The sequence below is a fragment of the Sphingobium algorifonticola genome (assembly GCF_004005485.1).
GTDB classification, from domain to species: domain Bacteria; phylum Pseudomonadota; class Alphaproteobacteria; order Sphingomonadales; family Sphingomonadaceae; genus Sphingobium; species Sphingobium algorifonticola.
The window spans coordinates 909,194-926,347 of the sequence record NZ_RZUL01000001.1; the positions used below are offsets into that span (position 1 = coordinate 909,194).

A 17,154-nucleotide genomic window follows, 5' to 3' on the forward strand; every position below is an offset into this window, starting at 1 on the left:
CTAAGGAATGCAATCCGTTGCATCGTCAGAAAGATTGCCATCCATGCTCTCCCCTGCGTCACCGATCGCGCCTGCAAGCGGACCGGCCCGTCACATCGGGCTGGTGCTGTTCGCGCTGGCGATGGGGGGCTTTGCAATAGGCACCGCGGAGTTCGCGGCGATGAGCCTTATTCCCTATTTTGCGTCCGATCTTGGCGTGGATGCACCGACCGCCGGGCATGTCATCAGCGCCTATGCGCTGGGCGTGGTCGTCGGCGCGCCGATCCTCGCCATTCTGGGCGCGCGACAATCGCGCCGCACCTTGCTGATCGGTCTGATGGCGTGGTTTGCCGTCGCCAACGCCATCAGCGCGCTGGCACCCGGCTATGGCTGGCTGCTGGTCTTCCGCTTCCTGAGCGGGGTGCCGCACGGCGCCTATTTCGGCGTCGCCGCGCTGGTCGCGGCGGGCCTTGTGCCGCACAACCGCCGGACTCAGGCGGTGTCACGGGTCATGGCGGGGCTGACGGTGGCGACCGTCGTCGGCGTTCCGGCCGCCAATCTGCTGGGCCAGTGGTTCGGTTGGCGGGCGGGCTTTGCCATCGTGGCGGGGCTGGCGCTGGTTACGGTCGCGCTGGTATGGGCGCTGGCACCGCACGACAGGCCGGATCCCGACGCAAGCCCGCTGCGCGAACTGGGGGCGCTGAAGCGGCGGCAGGTGTGGCTGACCCTCGCCACCGGCGCGATCGGCTTCGGCGGCATCTTCGCCTTGTTCACCTATATCGCGTCGACGATGCTGGAGGTGACCGGTGCGACCCCGGCGCAGGTGCCGGTGGTGCTGCTCATCATCGGCATCGGCATGAACATCGGCAATCTGGGCGGGGCCTGGGCGGCGGACAAGGCGATGCTGCCAACGGGCTTTGGCCTCATGCTCTGGACCGCACTGGCGCTCGCCGCCTTTCCCTTTGCGGCGGGCAATCTGGTGGCGCTTTCGGTCGTCGGCTTTCTGGTCGGGATTGGCAGTGGATTCGGGGTCGTGCTCCAGACGCGGCTGATGGACGTGGCGGGCGATGCGCAGACGCTCGCCGCATCGCTGCACCACAGCGCCTTCAACGTCGCCAATGCGCTTGGTCCGTGGCTGGGCGGTCTGGCGATAGCGGCAGGCTATGGCTGGACATCGGTCGGCTGGGTCGGCGCGGCGCTCGCATTGGGCGGCATCGCGATTTTCGCCATCGCCGTAGCCGACCAACGGCTGACGCAAAGGCGACGACAGCCCCTGCTGGCCTGACAAGACCCTTTGCAGGCGATCCAGCCTCCGTTATGGCTTGGAAAGAACAGCATTTATGGGGGAGTGATCATATGGCACCGCGTTTCTGGATGACGGGGCTGGCGGCGCTTGCCGCAGCAGGGGCCGTTGCGGCCCAGCCCGCTACGTCCGCAGCCGACAGCGGTACGCGCTTTATCCAGGCGGGGCGTCTGCTGGCCGATCCTTCGACCGGCCGCGTCGAGCGCGACAAGACGCTGGTGGTGCGCGACGGCAAGGTCGCGGAAATCCGCGATGGCTTCGTTGGCGAAGGCGAAGGCACGATCGTCGATTTGCGCAACGCCTTCGTGCTGCCCGGCCTTATCGACAGTCATGTCCATCTGACGGGACAGCAGAACGCCAATGCGCGGCTGGACGAGGTGACGCAATCGTCCGCCGATCAGGCAATGATCGGCGCGGGCTACGCACGCAAGACATTGCTCGCAGGCTTTACCACCGTCGCAGATCTGGGCGCGGAGAACAGCGCGATCTTTGCCCTGCGCGACGCGGTGAAGCGCGGCGATGTGGTAGGGCCGCGGATTATCGCCTCGGGATCGGCCGTGTCCGTCCACGGCGGACATGGCGATGCCAATGGCTTCCGCAGCGATATCCTGCATCTGCTTTCGCCCGAAAGCGTGTGTTCCGGGGCGGATGACTGCATGCGCGCAGTGCGCTTGCAGGTGCGCAGCGGTGCCGACATCATCAAGATTACCGCGACCGGGGGCGTCCTGTCGAACACGGCGGCTGGCCTGGCGCAGCAATTCAGCGACGACGAGCTGGCGGTGATTGTCCAGGCGGCTCACCGTATGGGGCGGCAGGTGACGGCGCATGCCCATGGCGTCGACGGGATCAATGCCTTTCTGAAAGCAGGCGGCGATTCGATCGAGCATGGGACTTATCTCGACGCCGAATCGATCCGCCTGTTCAAACGCCCTGGCACCTATCTGGTCCCCACTTTGCTGGCGGGCGACTATGTGGCGCGAATCGCCGCAAGCCCGGGCAATTTCTTCACCCCAGCACAGACGGCCAAGGCGCTGGACGCCGGGCCGAAGATGCTCGACATGGCACGCCGCGCCCATGCTGGCGGCGTTCGCATCGCCTTTGGCACCGATACCGGCGTATCCGCGCATGGCGACAATGCGAAGGAGTTCGCATTGCTGGTCAAGGCCGGGATGACGCCGCTCGAGGCGATCCAGTCGGCCACGGTTGCAGCGGCAAACCATCTGAAGATCGACACTCAGGCCGGCCGGATCACGCCGGGTATGCCGGCCGACATCATCGCCGTATCAGGCGATCCGCTGGCCGATGTGACCGTGCTGGAAAAGATGCGTTTCGTGATGAAGGGCGGCGCGGTCTATCGCACCGAGTGACGCTGACGGGGATCAGGGGGCCGGGATCAGGGGCGCGGATCAGGCTGGAGGGGGCTGAAGACCGATAGCCTGCAACAGGGCCGCCTGGACCAGCATCACACCCAGCCAGTGACCGCAATCGACGAAGGCCAGCCGAAGCGGCAGCCTGCGATGAAGATGCGTGGCAAACAAGGTGGGCACGACGAAGCCGATCCAGATCACGAAGGCGCTTGCGAGCGCCATCGTCCAGGGTGTTGCCTGACGCGGCGCGAGGATCAGCGCCCCTGCCAATATCGCCGCCAGCCAGAATTCGGCAACGAACGCCAAAGGCAGTATGGACAGGCGCGGACGCGCCGCTGGGCCGCCGGCGATGCCGTACCAGATCATGCCGAATACCAGGCCTGCCAGCGTCGCCAGCCCGATGGGCACCGCGTTGAGCAGAATATAGATCATCCGGTCCCTTTCCGGTCAGTCGCCGGTTCGGCGCGGTATCTTGTTGGGCAGCGCCTTACCCTTCGTGCGGCGCGAAGGCACCTGCACGGGATTGCGCTTTTTCCAGGCCGCCCAGGTCATGGGGCCTTCGGGCGTGTCGATGATCGCATCATCATTCATACGTCCTGCACCAATGCGGCATCCATCATCACCGTCCAGATGGCATCGACCGTGATACGGTCGGCCTGCGCCACATGGTCACCGCCTGCCTCGCACATGGAATCGGTAGGATCGCGCAGGGACAGCAATGCTGCCCGCGCATTAGCCCGATACAGTCGGCGCAGCAGTTCCGCGTCAGGATCGTCCCACGACCATTCCGGGGCGGTTTGCGCGTGCATCGCGCGCGCGGCGTTTTCGATCGGAGTCATGCGCACGGCACTAGCATGGCTATCCGGCCAGGCTTAGTACAAACTGTCGTTATCAGACGCCGTTCGGTGCCTTGCCGCCGAAATAGTCGGGGCGACCCGCCGGCCAAACCGCGCCGTTCTGCGCCTGCCCTCCGTCGATCACCAGCAGGTCGCCGGTGATGAACTTGCCCGACGGTGCCATAAGGTAGACGACTGCCTCCGCCACGTCCCACACATCGCCCCGGCGCTTCATCGGATTGGCATCGTGAAACCGCGCCAGCGCCTCTTCGGGGTAGACATGGAAGCCTTCGCTTTCGATGACGCCCGGCGCGACACAGTTAACGCGGATGTTATGCGGTGCCCATTCGGTCGCCAGGGTCTTGCTCAGATAAATGACGCCAGCGCGCGCCGCGCAGGTATGCGCCGCCTGCGGCATGCCGCGCTCCACATTGGCAACGACGCTGACGATGTTGCCGCCGCTGCCCGCTTCGCGCCACCGCTGCGCGGCGGCCTGCATCATCCACCATGTGCCGTTGAGATTGAGATCGATGACTGACATCCAGCCCTTGCGCGAAAAATCGATCGCATCCTGCGGAAACTGTCCGCCGGCGTTGTTGACCAGATGATCGAGACGCCCGTAGTCGGTATAGATGCGGTCGAACAGCGCATCGACCTCTTCGGGTTCCCGGATCGACATCGACACCGGAAGCGGGCGTTTGCCGACATGCCGTTCAATCGCGTCCGCCGTTGTCTCCAGCTTTTCCGCGCGTCGCCCGCAAATGATGACATCCGCCCCCAGACGCGCCGCCAGAAACGCAAGACCCTTGCCAATGCCCGATCCGCCGCCGCTGATCAGCACCACCTGACCCGCGAGCAGATCCTCACGGTAGACCGTTGGCATCGCTGCCAGTTCCGATTCGGTGAAACCGAACTTGGGGCGCGGCGCGCCGGCCTGCTCGAAATTGGCCATGTCGGGCACCTCGTTCATCGCACAACCCAAGGATCGAGCACCGGCTTGACCGCCAGAGCAGGGGGGACCCGGTTTGCACCGATCCTGCGGTCCAGTTCTTCATGCCAGTGATAGATGCGGCGTTCCTGATAATTCAGCGGCATCCCCCGGAACCCGGGCGATTCAATCGATTCCTGTATTTGCGGCGCAAATTGCAGATCCTCGTACAATATCCGTTCCCAGTTGGCGGTCCGCTGTTCCCAGCGCGGATGGGGGTCAGCCGGGTCATAATCCGGCGCGATCCAGGTCGACACCACGCGGCAGCGATTGTCGGCGACCGGCCAGAATTGCAAGAGCGGGATGCCGGAATCCGACGGCGGCATCACGAAATTGGGAAAGATGTGATAGCTGACATTGTTGTCGCGCGGTATTTCCGTCACGGTTTCGATCTTCGGCATACCGCGCGTACCCGGGTCGGTCCAGTCGGGCCGACGGTTGGGCGTTATCATCCGCGAATGCCCCTTGGGCCACAGGGTGATCGTCATCCCCTTGTGATCCAGAAAGCGATCGACCGTATCGACGTGGATCGACTTGAGATGATAGACTTCGAGGAAGGCGTCCAGCAGGACCTTCACATTGCACGGCACATCGTAGGACCGGCTTTCGACAAAGCGCAACTGGTCGAGCGCATATTGGCCAAGCTCGTCCGCCATCGGGCCAAGATGCGCCATAAGCGGCTGGGCTTCGGCATCTTCGTTGATGAAGATCAGATTGCCGATCGTCTCGCATCGCACGGCCTTCAAGGACCGGCAGGCGAAGTCCAGGTCGACGAAATCACGCCGGTCGCGCACCGCCGTCAGCCGCCCCTCCAGCGTATAGCTCCACCCGTGATAGCCGCAGATGAAACCGCGCGACTGACCGCTGTCTTCCTTCACGAGCGGCGCGCCGCGATGCTGACACGTATTGTAGAAGGCGCGGAAACCCCCCTGGAGATCGCGTACGACAAGGATCGGCGAACCGGTACTGCGGACGAGCATCCAGCTGCCCGGTTCGGGAATCTGGTCGGCATGGCAGGCGTAAAGCCAGGCGCGCTTCCACATCAATTCACGTTCGAGCGCAAGAAAATCGCTATCGACATAGCGTCCGGCGGGAATGTCCGAAAAGGCCGGAAAACCCTCGGGCGGTGCCTTGCGCGCCGTTTCATAGGCCATGGCCTGTTTCAGAAGCTCTGCTTGCGCCGCATCCATCGTCCCGGAATCCCCGTTTCTATCGGCGCACATTAGCATCGCCATCGTATAAAACAATCATGAATGTTTTTTATCTGACGTGGTCGAATGTGGGGTGACGCAGGAACCGAGATGTACGGGAAAACGTATGTTGCCGGTCTCTTGCCGAAAGCCCCTGGTTCCATGACGACAACCATCGAAACGTCCGATGACCCCGCGGCAGCATCGCTGGTGTTCACCAGTGACGACATGCCGGGCATCAGCCGCCGTAGATCGGGCAAGGGCTTTACATATCGCGATCCACACGGGCGCACGATCCGCGACAAGAGCGAATGCATGCGCATCCGCGCGCTGGCGATTCCGCCCGCCTATCGCGATGTGTGGATCTGCCCGCTGCCCAACGGCCATCTGCAGGCAACCGGGCGCGACGCACGCGACCGCAAGCAGTATCGCTATCACCCCGATTTCCGCGCCGAACGCGACCGGGACAAGTTCGCGCATCTGATCGCCTTTGCCCGCGCCTTACCCGGCATTCGCGCGCGCGTACACGCCGACATGAAGTTACGGGGCCTGCCGCGCGCCAAAGTGCTGGCGACGATCGTGCATCTGCTCGACATTTCGATGATCCGGGTCGGCAACACCGATTACGCGCGCCAGAACCGCAGTTTCGGCCTCACCACCTTGCAACGTCGCCATGCGGCCCTTGCGGGATCGACCCTGCGGATGACGTTCAAGGGGAAAAGCGGCCAGCCCTGGGACGTGACGATCCGCGACCGGCGCGTCGCCCGGCTGCTGAAGGCGATGCAGGAGTTACCGGGACAGCATTTGTTCCAGTATCTGGACGACGACGGAGAAGCCTCCGCCGTAAACTCCAGCGACGTCAATGCCTATCTCAAGGCGATCAGCGGATCGGCGATCACGGCCAAGGATTTTCGCACCTGGCACGGCACTGTCCTCGCCGCGCTCGAACTGGCGGCCTGCGCCCCGGTCGAGAATGTGACCGCGAGCAGACGAGTCCTGGCGGCCGCTATAGACAGGGTTGCGGCACGGCTGGGCAACACGCGCACCGTCTGCCGGACCTGTTACATACACCCCGCTGTGATCGCGGGGTTTGAAGGCGGTACGTTAAGGATCAGAATAGGTGACGCCGGGACATCCGAGACCACAGACGCGCTTAACGCCGGGGAAAAGGCCGTTCTGAACTTTCTGCGCCGCGCCGCACGTGCCCAACCATAGCAAGGGGTCACGCTTGCCAGCGCCTTTCCTCCACGCCTATATCGCGCAGGACGGGACGCTGCCGCAAAGGGCTTGATGAATGATCCGCACAACGACCATGCCCTTCAAGGCCCAAGGGCAGGCTGCGCTCGGCCCGGCGGCGCTGATGGCGCTGATGGCGCTGACGGCCTGCGACAGCGGGGAAAAGCGGAGCAGCACCGGCGAAAGTCTGGCGGCGCAAGGGACCGCCATCGTCTCTGCGGATAATGCGGCCGAAACACTGCCGGGCACACCCATGGCGCAGCGGATCGCCGTTGTCGGCCTGCTCAACAAGCGCAATGGCCAGACTCGCGATCTCGTCATGAAGCCGGGCCAGGCGCAGCGTGTCGGGGATGCGGTGGTGCGGGTGCGCGCCTGTGAACAGACCGCCCCTTGGGAGAATACGCCCGAAGTGGGCGCATTCGTGCAGCTCGACGTGCGCAGCGCAGGCAGCGGGAAATGGTATCGCGTTTTCTCCGGCTGGCTGTTCAGGGACCGGCCCGAACGCAATGTGGTGGAGCATCCCATATACGACGTCTGGGTGCGGGAATGCCGGATGTCCTGGCCGGAAACCGGCCCCGAAACGATCAAATCGGGTGTGAAGGCGGCTCGTGGAGCAGGCGCCGCTTCCGACACGACGGCGCCGAACGCCGCCGCACCAGAACCAGCGGAGAACGCCGCAAACTGAAAACGGCCGCTACCCGGCAAACCACATTACCATCGATATAGTAACAATTGACACCAGTTTGATGACCTGCGATATTCAAGTCGACACCTTCATCATACTGGAGCATCCGATGGCCGATCTGTTCGATAACCCGCTTGGCCTCGACGGGTTCGAGTTCGTGGAATTCTGCGCGCCCGAAAAGGGACTGCTCGAGCCGGTATTCGCGACCATGGGCTTTACCCACATTGCCCGCCATCGGTCGAAGGATGTCGACCTGTGGCGGCAGGGGGGGATCAACCTGATCGCGAATTACGAGCCGAAAAGTCCGGCCGCTTATTTTGCGGCGGAACATGGTCCTTCGGCCTGCGGCATGGCATTCCGGGTACGCAACGCCAAAGCCGCTTACGAGGAGGCGTTGCGGCGCGGCGCGGAGCCGGTCCATACGACCACAGGCCCCATGGAGCTGCGCATACCCGCGATCCGCGGCATCGGCGGCGCAATCATCTATCTGATCGACCGCTACGGCGATGATCTCTCGATCTACGACATCGACTTTGAGTATCTGCCGAATGTGGACAAGCATCCGCAAGGCGCCGGTTTCCAGATGATCGATCATCTGACGCACAACGTCTATGGCGGGCGCATGGATCATTGGGCACGCTTTTACGAGCGTATCTTCAATTTCCGGGAAATCCGCTACTTCGACATCAAGGGCGAATATACCGGCCTCACCAGTCGCGCGATGACAGCCCCCGACGGCAAGATCCGCATTCCCCTGAACGAGGAGGGCAAGAGCGGCGGTGGCCAGATCGAGGAATATCTGCGCGCCTACAACGGCGAAGGCATTCAGCATATCGCGCTGATCTGTGACGATCTCATCACCTGCATAGACCGGTTGAAGGCGTTGGGCGTGCCATTGATGGCGCCGCCGCCCGCGACCTATTATGCGATGCTCGACGAGCGGCTGCCCGGCCATGGCGAGCCTGTAGAGGCCCTGAAAGCGCGTGGCATCCTGCTCGACGGGTCCACGGAAAACGGCGATCCCCGGCTGCTGCTCCAGATATTCGCCCAGCCCCAGATCGGGCCGCTGTTCTTCGAATTCATCCAGCGCAAGAAGGACGAAGGATTCGGCGAAGGCAATTTCACGGCCCTGTTCAAGTCGATCGAGGCCGATCAGGTGCAGCGCGGTGCCATCGCGGCGGAACCGGTCGCGTGACCGTGCCGTTCGCGCTGTCGCGCATCCATCATGTTGCCTATCGCTGCCGTGATGCGAAGGAGACGGCCGACTGGTACGCCCGCGTCCTGGGCATGCCGTTCCAGACGGCCTTTTCAGAGGATCACGTACCCTCGACCGGTGCATATGATCCTTACATGCATATCTTTCTGGATTGCGGCGGCGGCAATGTCATCGCCTTCTTCGAGCTACCCAATCAGCCGGAGATGGGCCGCGACCCGAATACGCCCGCATGGGTCCAGCATATCGCCTTCGAAGTGCCTGACCGCGCGGCGCTGATGGCCGCGAAACACCATATCGAAGCGCAGGGCATCGAAGTCCTCGGGCCGACCTATCACGGCATTTTCCGGTCGATCTATTTCTTTGACCCCAACGGACACCGGCTGGAACTCGCCTGCAACATCGGCACCGCCGAGCAGCACGACGAACTCAGACGCGTCGCGCCGCTAATGCTCGACGAGTGGAGCCGGACCAAACAGGCCCCGCGCCATGCCGACTGGCTTCATCGCGATCCCGAACTGGTCAAGGAGTGACATCGCCCGATGGAAGGGCCATGGTCCGTACAACGGATTTCATGGTGGTGGAGGCAGTCGAAGGTAAACCTGTCTCTGCGTCGTATCCCTGTTAAGCAGGGTATTTACAGGGAAATTTGCTAAATCCTTGCCCATTCGCGCTTTGGCGAACGCAAGAGCTAGCGGAAACTGGCGGAAATCCTTACATTGGAGGTGCAAAATCCCTGAGACCATAAACAGGGAATTATATCGCTTTTTCAGGGAGCATGACATGGCTGAGCAGGGAGATGCAGGTCAACCCGCCCATTGTGGGTGCCCCGATGCGGCTGGTGGGTTGTTCCGTCCTGGATATCATCATCTCGCTGCCGCCGATGCCCTTTTCTCGATAGCCAAGCTGAATGGCTCTATTGAGATAACATGGAGAGCCTGCGCGCGACGTAAGTCTCAACGCCCATCGCGCGCGCGATACCTGCAGCGGAAAAGACGAGATTGCGGAACCAGGCTGGCATGGTCTCCATGGCTTCCAGCTTATCGGTAAGCCCGCGAATATCGTGATCGAAAGCGCCCATTCGCTCATTCCCATAATGTGCCAGAAAGGCAACGGCACGCGATGGATCGTCGAGCATCTGTGCAATCTGGTTACTCAACAGTTCGGCATCGGCGAGACCTGCGTTCATACCCTGGCCGCCCGCCGGGCTGTTCAAATGCGCAGAATCCCCTGCAAGAACCACCCGTCCCTGGACGAACTGCGCCGACCGTCGTTCATGCTTGCGGTAGGACGCCACCCAAAGCGTCTCGCGCCATGCATCTGGACCAAAGATCGCATTTGCCAAGTCACGCGCCCTTTCGGGCAACGCTGCATCCGTCGCAGTCTCCGGCACGGCAGACTCGATGATCCTCCACACGCCTTTTGAAAAGCGGATAGCGATCGTGAATGACGCTGCCTTGGGATCTGCCAGCCAGCCGTCGGCGATGTCGGACTCCGGACTCACTCTTATGTCAGCGAGAACCGCACGCGTGCGATAGGTCTTGCCTTCAAGTTCCCAGCCGAGTTGCGCGCGGACGCTCGAATGGGCACCATCCGCTCCAACAAGGACACCCGTTTCGAAGGCTATTCCCCCACCGGCAGCAACCAGGACCTTCTCTCGGTGCTGTTCGAAGCGCTCGAACGGCGTGTCGAATGCCACCTCAACCAAGCCTGTGGTCCGTGCCGCATCAAGCAGGATCCTCTCCGTTTTGTCCTGTGAGAGCGCAAGAGCAAACGGCGTCGATGTTCGGTCGGCCAACATGCCAAAATCGAATGTGAAGAGCGGCCTGTGATCGGTGGCGCGAAGGATCCGAATAGCATCATTCCGCTGACCGGCGGCCAGAAGCTTGTCCAATACTCCCAATCGCTCGAAGTACTGAAGGCTTCGGGGGACGAGCAAGGTCGCACGCGAGTGTGGATCGAGACGCTGCTTCCTTTCAAGCACGACGGACCGGATACCACGCCTCGACAGGTCCAGTGCAATACTCAAGCCGACCGGCCCGGCACCAGCGATTACTGCGGGTATTTGCTCGATCATCAAACGGCTCCGCCGACGGCAACGAGATCATAAACATGATAATCAGGCCTGATCAGACCCATTGTCATGCGTCGCGCAGCATGATTGACGCTGTCCGGATCGACCGCGTGTCGTCCGGTTAACTTCGAGAAGGCAGCCGCAAAGGCGTGAGGCGATTCCCAGCGGGCATAGGTTGCGATTGCGCCCGCCGTGATTCCTCGAAAAACAGTCGTGCTGATGCAACCAGGCTCCTGGTTAAAGGCACGGCCATTGCGGATAGTGAATGCTGAAACAGGATGCAGCAGTGGTCGCCAGATGCGAAATATATCTATGATGATCACGCCTGCGTATTTGTCGGCTAAAGGCGTTGGCACGATGCCCCCAGTGGCACCCCAGTCGTACAGTTGCGATCCAGGCATGGCCGCATCCCGATCATAGCGATAAGCGTCGATGCTTGCCCATCTTTCTACGGTCACGATGCGCGTGCGATCTTGCGCGGCATGCACCGCATAATTCTCGAGACCGGAATGCCGGGACATTCGTCGTTCTGCCGCCGCAATAGCGTCCTCGACAGCCTTATCCATTTCATGGGGCACAATATGACGTTCACGAAAGGCATGAGGCCGACGTTTATCAAGAAACATCATGGTATCCTTGCTTTCACAGGAGAGTGACATTAACATGGTACGATCGTACAACTTAATTGGTACAGACGTACAAGAATGTCAATAAGTGCGACACCACCAGTCGGGAAAAAGCCTGGTCCGGACGGAGCAGGCACCAGAAAACGTCTGGTCGCGGCGGCGCTTGACCTTTTCGGGCGCAAAGGTTTCGACGGCGTTGGCGCGCGCGAGATCGCTGCCGCTGCTGGCGCACCACTGGCAGCCATCCCCTATCATTTCGGTACAAAAGAGGCGCTTTATCGAGCAGCGCTGGAGCAGGTCCGATCAAGACTTGGAACCGCTATTGCGCCAGCAGTCGAAGCTGCCAGAGCGGGCCTCGACGGCACACCGGAAGACGCACGTGCGGCCCTTTCCAGGCTGCAGGGAAATCTCCTACAGATCATCGCTGCAGATCCGGAGGCAGAGAGTTGGGCCAAGCTTCTCGTGCGTGAGCATCTCGACCCAACCGATGCATTCGAGATCGTGTATGAAGATGCGGTAGGCAACGCCATTGATCTGATCGCCGCGCTTCTGGCGCGCAGCACAGGTAAAAAACCTTCAGATCCTGCCATACTGATCGAGGCGTTCGCCAAAATGGGCGAAGTGCTTATTTTTCGCGTGACGCAGCATGCCATCGCTCGTCGCCTCGGCTGGTCTGCGTTAGGTCATGAGGAGGCGCACCAAATTGCTGGTGCCCTTGGTTGGGAAAAGTAGACACAACGCGAGGCGGGCGCCTTCTCCAAGATGCGTTGGAATTAGTGATACAGCATTCTCAACCCTTATTTCCATTCAAAAGTCGCAGAACGGCTCGCCGGTTACCTGGATGTAGCATGTCACGAGCCCGCAATACTTCTCGGAGTCAATCTAGCCGTTAGATAGGCGGTGGAATCGTGGTCTTCGCCGCTAAAGCGCTTTCTTGGCACTGCAGATAGCTGCCACCTCTTCGAGTCCTCGTTGTTTCGCGACGCTTGGACATCCCGCTCCGATATTCTGTTTAGGCAATCCGCATGGCAACCAGGAACGCCCGAAACGCGGCTGTGTGTTATTCCAACGGCTGAAAGGATAACTCGCTCTTCAGATAGCTAGCTAGGCCTTTCGCCAGTGTCTCCAAAGTGAGGCGGACACGAGGCACGTTCCGCAAATCCTCATGCGCTACCACCCAGATTTCCAATGGTGCGGTAATATCCGGCAGAACACGCCGTAATCCTGGTAGGCTCTTCGCCAATGCGATCTGGCATACGCCGATACCTATTCCAGCATCCATCGCAGCAAGCTGGACATTATCGTTATCGGACCGCAAAGCGAAGTTCAAAGCTGCCTCGGCTACACCGAGCACCCGAAAAGCGTCGATGATCCTTGTGCCGCGATCTTCCCCGATCAGACGATGTTGCGCCACCAGTTCGGCCAGCGTGTCGGGTTCGCCAAAGCGGGCAAGATAAACCTTGCTGGCGTACAGCCCCAGCGATGCTGTACCGACGCGGCGCGCTACCAATGCGGCCTGCGTCGGCCGATTCATTCTGACCGCGATATCCGCGTCGCGCCGCAGCAAGTCCTCGTTCAGGTCGCTGGCGACAAGTTCGATGGCCAATGCGGGACTGGCTTCGAACATGCGGGAAAGGATGGCCGGAAGAACCTGAGCAGCCATAAGCTCACTGGCAGCGATCCGCACGGTTCCTGCGTTAATTCCCTCGCCGGATGCGGTTCGGACGAGCGCCTGCGCGGTCGAGGCCATACTTTCGACATAAGGAATGATCCGCAAAGCTTCTTGCGTTGGCACCAAACCGCTCTGCGACCGGGTAAACAGCATCACACCCAATTGCGCTTCCAGCGCTTCAATATGGCGGCGCACAGTAGGTTGCGCCCTGCGCTGACACCGGGCCGCGGCTGAAAGACTGCCTGTCTGCGCGACCGCAATGAAGCTCGACAGCAAATCCCAGGACAAGAGCAGGTTCATACAAAATGTATGAGCGGATGAACAGAATCAGACAATAGTGTTAATCACGCGATGGCACCATTTCAAAGGCGTCTCAAGCCGGGACAAGCATTTGCTGGAGTTGAACGATGACCAACCTTGCCCCGATCCGCCACTCCGCCGATACCGAAGCGCCAGTCCATACCTATGGCGACGTCCGCACCGGCCCAAAAACAATCCTCAGACTCGAAGGCGCTGTCGTTCTTGCATTGGCGTCTGCACTTTATGAGCAGACCGGCAGCGGATGGACACTGTTCGCTGCGATGTTTCTGATACCTGATCTGTCGATGCTCGGTTATCTTGTTAACCGCCGGGTAGGTGCAAGCGTCTATAATTTAGGGCATAATTGCATATTGCCCTGTCTCTTGGGGCTGTACGGGGTGATGGCGTCTCAGCCCCTGTTCCTTTCACTTGCACTGATATGGGTGGCGCATGTCGGCTTCGATCGGATGGTCGGATATGGCCTCAAATATGATACGGGCTTTCAGCACACGCATCTTGGACATGGTCGGCCTACCTCAGTCTCAGCGTGACGGTGCAGGGACGTGCCCGTCGAAGACCTTGGGTAATTTTGGGGTGTCCGCTGCCGAAATTATGGCACCGGGGTAACGGATGACGGTTCCAGCAACCTGATTGGCAAAGCGCGCTGCTTCCACCCGTGACCGGTCGTGAAAGCGTGCGGCGAGATACCCTGCGTTGAAGCTGTCGCCCGCGCCCGTCGTATCCACGGCCTGCACCGGATGGCCGATAGCAACGGACTCGACCACACCGTCGATCGCGACTCAACAACCTTCGGCTCCCAATTGGACGATCACTTCACGTGCGCCGAAATCCTGCCATCGTCTGATCGTTGCATCGCTGTCGCACTTTCCGTGAAGCAGGCATTCGTCGTCCCGCGTGGGCAGCGCGATCGTAACGATGCCTGCGAAATCTTCGATCGCCTTGCGCGCAGTGCGAACATGGCTCCAGTTTTGCGGGCGATAATTGCTGTCGAACGCCACGTCGCCGCCGTTGCTGCGGACCTGGCATGCAAGATCGAGAAGCCGACTACGCCCCGCGCGATCGAAAAGCGACAAAGTGATGCCCGTCAGATAGAGCAGTCTCGCCTGCGCAGCCCGCTCCAGCATCGCATCGATGCCTTCCAGCGTGAACAAGCGACGCGCGGCAGACGTCCGACGCCAGTAGAAAAAACGCCTTTCGCCATCGTCATCGGTGCGGATAGCGTACTGCCCCGGCAGTCGAGCTGGATCCGTCAGCACAAGCGTCGTATCCAAGCCCTCTGTTTCCCAATCAAGACGCATTTTCGTGCTGAACGGATCGGCGCCGAGTGCCGTCATGTAGGCCACCTCCATACCGAGCCGAGTCATATAAATAGCCGTATTGCATGTGTCTCCTCCTGCCTTCAGCAACAATGGAGGGGTATCGATGCCGCACAACTCGATCATGCATTCGCCGATGGCGACAACGGTCGGAGAGATAGTCATGACGAGAACCTTATGTGAGGCTTGCTTGACGCCAACGCACGTATATGAAACAAATTTAGAACAGTTCTTATATGAATAGGCTTCATACATGGTGCAGGATATTTCACCGGAACCTTGGCTATGCCTTGGGGACGGGCTAGCGTTTCCTGAAGGACCGGCATTCGGACCGGACGGACGGCTGTGGGGCGTGGAATTGAAGGGCGGCTGCCTTTTTGCAACAGGTAGCGGAGGGGCTGAGAGATACACCGTAGGCGGTGCGCCAAACGGGCTTGCATTCGTAGACGGACGACCCGTGTTCTGCGATGCGCAGACCAATGCCATCAGCCAAATGGAAGCCGATGGCAGCATCACGACGATCGTCGAAAAGGCGGAGACGACATTATTTGACGGCCCCAACGATCTGGCGCTTGATCCGCACGGAAATCTGCTCTTCACTGCGCCCGCGTCGTCGCGCACCGAACCACTCGGTACCATCTGGTGTTGTGATACGAACGGGCTGACACGCTGCATAGCCAGGGATCTGTATTTCCCCAACGGTCTTGCCTTTTCTCCCGATGGCCGTGATCTGGTTGTGGCAGAGACGTACCGGCACCGTTTATGGCGCGGCCGCTGGGATTCCCTCGAATGCCGCTGGATCGATCCTCGTCCCTGGGCACATATTGGAGGACCAACAGGCCCGGACGGACTGGCTTTCGCAAGTGACGGACGGCTTTTCGTCGCCGCTTTCGGTATGGGATCTATTAAGGTCGTCGGGACAGACGGCATGATCTTGACAACGGTCCCCGTTCCCGGCGCACGGCCGACGAACGTCGCACTCGATCCTGCGGGTGTGCTCGGTCTCGTTGTCACCGAAGCAGAACATGGCCGGCTGCTGAGCTTTCCGGGTATCGACGCGCGGCCTTGCTTGTTCGGCATCGCATCATGATCATGGAACTATCCGAACAAGGGCTGACAGCGGCACTGCGTGCCGTTGTGGGGAAACGGCATCTTCTGGTAGGCGCCGCCAAGACGCGCCTATCGCACGGGATATCGTTACGGCAGCGGATCAGCATTGGCTGTCGTGTGGCCCGGGACGCTGGTCGAGATATGGCAAGTGCTCTTTTTGTGCGCGAAAGCCGACATGGTGATCATCATGCAGGCGGCGAATACCGGGCTTACAGGTGGGGCCAGCCCCGATGGAGACTTCTATGATCGCCTCGTCGTCATCGTAAACACGACGCGGATCGACCGGATTTATCCGGCCGAGCACAATGTCGGCCACGTCTATCATGCCGACGCCACGCTCAGCGATTTCTATCGGGAACTGGACCCCGGCAACATCTTCAAACCGGGGATCGGCAAGACGTCGCGCCGGTCGAACTGGGCCTAACCCCGATACCCGAGCGCCGCCGACACCTTCGCCGAGGCCGCCCGCAACGCTGTCTCCACCTGAGCAGCCATGGCTTCTTCTTCGGGACCAGAGAAATAGGTGACGCTGAGAGCCGCGATCACATCCCCGGCATGGTCCCGGACGGGCGTCGCGATCGCATGTACGGCAGTATTCCATTCGCCTCGATCGTGACTGATCTCCTCCTTCCGTATCAGCGCCAGTTCGGCGTCCAGAACGGAAGGGTCGATCATCGTTCGTTCGGTGTATCGATGTAGTGCGGCCTTCATCGTCCGCTGCTGCACCGCGACGTCGGCAAAGGCGAGTAGCAGCTTGGAAGCGGCGCCTGCATGAAGGTCGAACCGGCTCCCCACCCGGGACGAAGGCGCCATCGCCTTTTCACTCTGAACGACGGCGACGACTGCGGCATGATCATCCTTGAGCATCGAGAGCTTGCACGTCTCCCCAGTCTGCGCCGCGATCCGAACCAGAAAAGGCTGTACGATGGCGATAAGTTCTTGCTCCGACAATTCGGTCCGCACGGCCGCCGCCAGACTGATCAGCCGAAAGCCCAGAGCATAACCACCGCTGCCTGACCGAGCAATAATCCCATGGTCCGCCAGCGTATTGAGCACGCGATACACGGTCGATCGCGGGATATGCGTCGAAGCGATGATCGCGCCGATGTTCATCCCTTTGTCGGTTGCTTCCTCAAGCACCTTTAGAATCTCCACCATCTTGTCGATGACCGGGATGCGGTGCGTGGCCTGACCGTCATCGGTCTCGTCACTCGGAGTGGGATCGCTGGTTCTCATAT

At 60.8% G+C, this 17,154-nt stretch carries 19 protein-coding genes and 1 pseudogene; 10 read left to right on the plus strand and 10 right to left on the minus strand.

Features of this window, described 5'->3' with window-relative positions:
* Positions 1–43: 43 nt before the first annotated feature.
* Complete coding sequence (locus ENE74_RS04160; protein ID WP_127689339.1) at positions 44–1,264, plus strand: MFS transporter; 1,221 nt, start codon at positions 44–46, stop codon at positions 1,262–1,264.
* Between the two features lie 71 nt (positions 1,265–1,335).
* Positions 1,336–2,649 (plus strand): metal-dependent hydrolase family protein, encoded by a 1,314-nt coding sequence (locus ENE74_RS04165; RefSeq protein ID WP_206517633.1) that lies wholly within the window; start codon positions 1,336–1,338, stop codon positions 2,647–2,649.
* A 39-nt stretch (positions 2,650–2,688) separates the two neighbouring features.
* On the opposite strand, the gene ENE74_RS04170 is transcribed toward ENE74_RS04165, so the two are convergent.
* Genes ENE74_RS04170 through ENE74_RS04185 form a run of 5 tightly spaced genes read right to left on the minus strand, consistent with a single transcriptional unit; the run spans position 2,689 to position 5,627 of the window.
* Positions 2,689–3,081 carry a DUF1761 domain-containing protein gene (locus tag ENE74_RS04170; RefSeq protein ID WP_127689340.1) on the minus strand — a complete coding sequence of 131 codons (393 nt, stop codon included), beginning with the start codon at positions 3,079–3,081 and terminating at the stop codon, positions 2,689–2,691.
* 15 nt (positions 3,082–3,096) lie between these two features.
* Complete coding sequence (locus ENE74_RS18140; protein WP_164847367.1) at positions 3,097–3,240, minus strand: hypothetical protein; 144 nt, start codon at positions 3,238–3,240, stop codon at positions 3,097–3,099.
* Complete coding sequence (locus ENE74_RS04175) at positions 3,237–3,488, minus strand: hypothetical protein (protein WP_127689341.1); 252 nt, start codon at positions 3,486–3,488, stop codon at positions 3,237–3,239. The genes ENE74_RS18140 and ENE74_RS04175 overlap by 4 nt, the downstream gene beginning before the upstream one ends.
* A 52-nt stretch (positions 3,489–3,540) precedes the next feature.
* Positions 3,541–4,455 carry an SDR family oxidoreductase gene (locus ENE74_RS04180; protein ID WP_127689342.1) on the minus strand — a complete coding sequence of 305 codons (915 nt, stop codon included), beginning with the start codon at positions 4,453–4,455 and terminating at the stop codon, positions 3,541–3,543.
* Entirely contained in the window at positions 4,452–5,627 is a 1,176-nt protein-coding gene (locus ENE74_RS04185) for an aromatic ring-hydroxylating oxygenase subunit alpha (protein ID WP_241241812.1), read from the minus strand. Before ENE74_RS04185 ends, ENE74_RS04180 begins: the two co-directional genes overlap by 4 nt.
* A gap of 198 nt (positions 5,628–5,825) precedes the next feature.
* On the opposite strand from ENE74_RS04185, the gene ENE74_RS04190 reads away from it, so the two are divergent.
* From ENE74_RS04190 to ENE74_RS04205, 4 genes are all read left to right on the plus strand, one after another.
* On the plus strand, positions 5,826–6,878 hold the full coding sequence (locus ENE74_RS04190; protein ID WP_127689343.1) for a DNA topoisomerase IB: 1,053 nt from the start codon (positions 5,826–5,828) through the stop codon (positions 6,876–6,878).
* A gap of 79 nt (positions 6,879–6,957) precedes the next feature.
* Entirely contained in the window at positions 6,958–7,584 is a 627-nt protein-coding gene (locus tag ENE74_RS04195; protein WP_338142975.1) for a DUF2155 domain-containing protein, read from the plus strand.
* A 109-nt stretch (positions 7,585–7,693) separates the two neighbouring features.
* Positions 7,694–8,779, plus strand: coding sequence for a 4-hydroxyphenylpyruvate dioxygenase (gene hppD / locus ENE74_RS04200; RefSeq protein WP_127689570.1), 1,086 nt, complete (start codon positions 7,694–7,696; stop codon positions 8,777–8,779).
* The gene (locus ENE74_RS04205; protein WP_127689344.1) at positions 8,776–9,330 is read left to right on the plus strand and encodes a VOC family protein; all 555 of its coding nucleotides are present in this window, start codon (positions 8,776–8,778) and stop codon (positions 9,328–9,330) included. The genes hppD and ENE74_RS04205 overlap by 4 nt, the downstream gene beginning before the upstream one ends.
* Before the next feature lie 383 nt (positions 9,331–9,713).
* Here ENE74_RS04205 and ENE74_RS04210 read toward each other — a convergent pair whose 3' ends face one another.
* Positions 9,714–10,874, minus strand: coding sequence for an FAD-dependent oxidoreductase (locus ENE74_RS04210; protein ID WP_127689345.1), 1,161 nt, complete (start codon positions 10,872–10,874; stop codon positions 9,714–9,716).
* Positions 10,874–11,551 (minus strand): antibiotic biosynthesis monooxygenase, encoded by a 678-nt coding sequence (locus ENE74_RS04215; protein ID WP_164847368.1) that lies wholly within the window; start codon positions 11,549–11,551, stop codon positions 10,874–10,876. Before ENE74_RS04215 ends, ENE74_RS04210 begins: the two co-directional genes overlap by 1 nt.
* Positions 11,552–11,575: 24 nt before the next feature.
* Between ENE74_RS04215 and ENE74_RS04220 the strand changes: the two genes are divergently transcribed.
* Complete coding sequence (locus ENE74_RS04220) at positions 11,576–12,229, plus strand: CerR family C-terminal domain-containing protein (RefSeq protein WP_127689347.1); 654 nt, start codon at positions 11,576–11,578, stop codon at positions 12,227–12,229.
* Positions 12,230–12,557: 328 nt separating this feature from the next.
* Here the strand turns inward: ENE74_RS04220 and ENE74_RS04225 are convergent, their stop codons facing one another.
* Positions 12,558–13,469 (minus strand): LysR family transcriptional regulator, encoded by a 912-nt coding sequence (locus tag ENE74_RS04225; protein WP_127689348.1) that lies wholly within the window; start codon positions 13,467–13,469, stop codon positions 12,558–12,560.
* A 107-nt stretch (positions 13,470–13,576) separates the two neighbouring features.
* On the opposite strand from ENE74_RS04225, the gene ENE74_RS04230 reads away from it, so the two are divergent.
* Positions 13,577–14,020, plus strand: coding sequence for a DUF4260 domain-containing protein (locus tag ENE74_RS04230; RefSeq protein ID WP_127689349.1), 444 nt, complete (start codon positions 13,577–13,579; stop codon positions 14,018–14,020).
* Here the strand turns inward: ENE74_RS04230 and ENE74_RS04240 are convergent.
* Positions 14,012–15,061 (minus strand): annotated as a pseudogene (locus ENE74_RS04240) (sugar kinase). The gene ENE74_RS04230 and the pseudogene ENE74_RS04240 overlap by 9 nt on opposite strands.
* On the opposite strand from ENE74_RS04240, the gene ENE74_RS04245 reads away from it, so the two are divergent.
* Together ENE74_RS04245 and ENE74_RS04250 are read left to right on the plus strand one after the other, a co-directional pair.
* Positions 15,060–15,896: an SMP-30/gluconolactonase/LRE family protein gene (locus ENE74_RS04245; protein WP_127689352.1), complete on the plus strand. Its 837-nt coding sequence runs from the start codon at positions 15,060–15,062 to the stop codon at positions 15,894–15,896. The pseudogene ENE74_RS04240 and the gene ENE74_RS04245 sit on opposite strands and share 2 nt — an antisense overlap.
* Before the next feature lie 135 nt (positions 15,897–16,031).
* Positions 16,032–16,340: a hypothetical protein gene (locus ENE74_RS04250; RefSeq protein WP_241241841.1), complete on the plus strand. Its 309-nt coding sequence runs from the start codon at positions 16,032–16,034 to the stop codon at positions 16,338–16,340.
* On the opposite strand, the gene ENE74_RS04255 is transcribed toward ENE74_RS04250, so the two are convergent.
* Positions 16,337–17,152 (minus strand): IclR family transcriptional regulator, encoded by an 816-nt coding sequence (locus ENE74_RS04255; protein ID WP_127689354.1) that lies wholly within the window; start codon positions 17,150–17,152, stop codon positions 16,337–16,339. The two genes, ENE74_RS04250 and ENE74_RS04255, sit on opposite strands and share 4 nt — an antisense overlap.
* Positions 17,153–17,154: the final 2 nt, after the last annotated feature.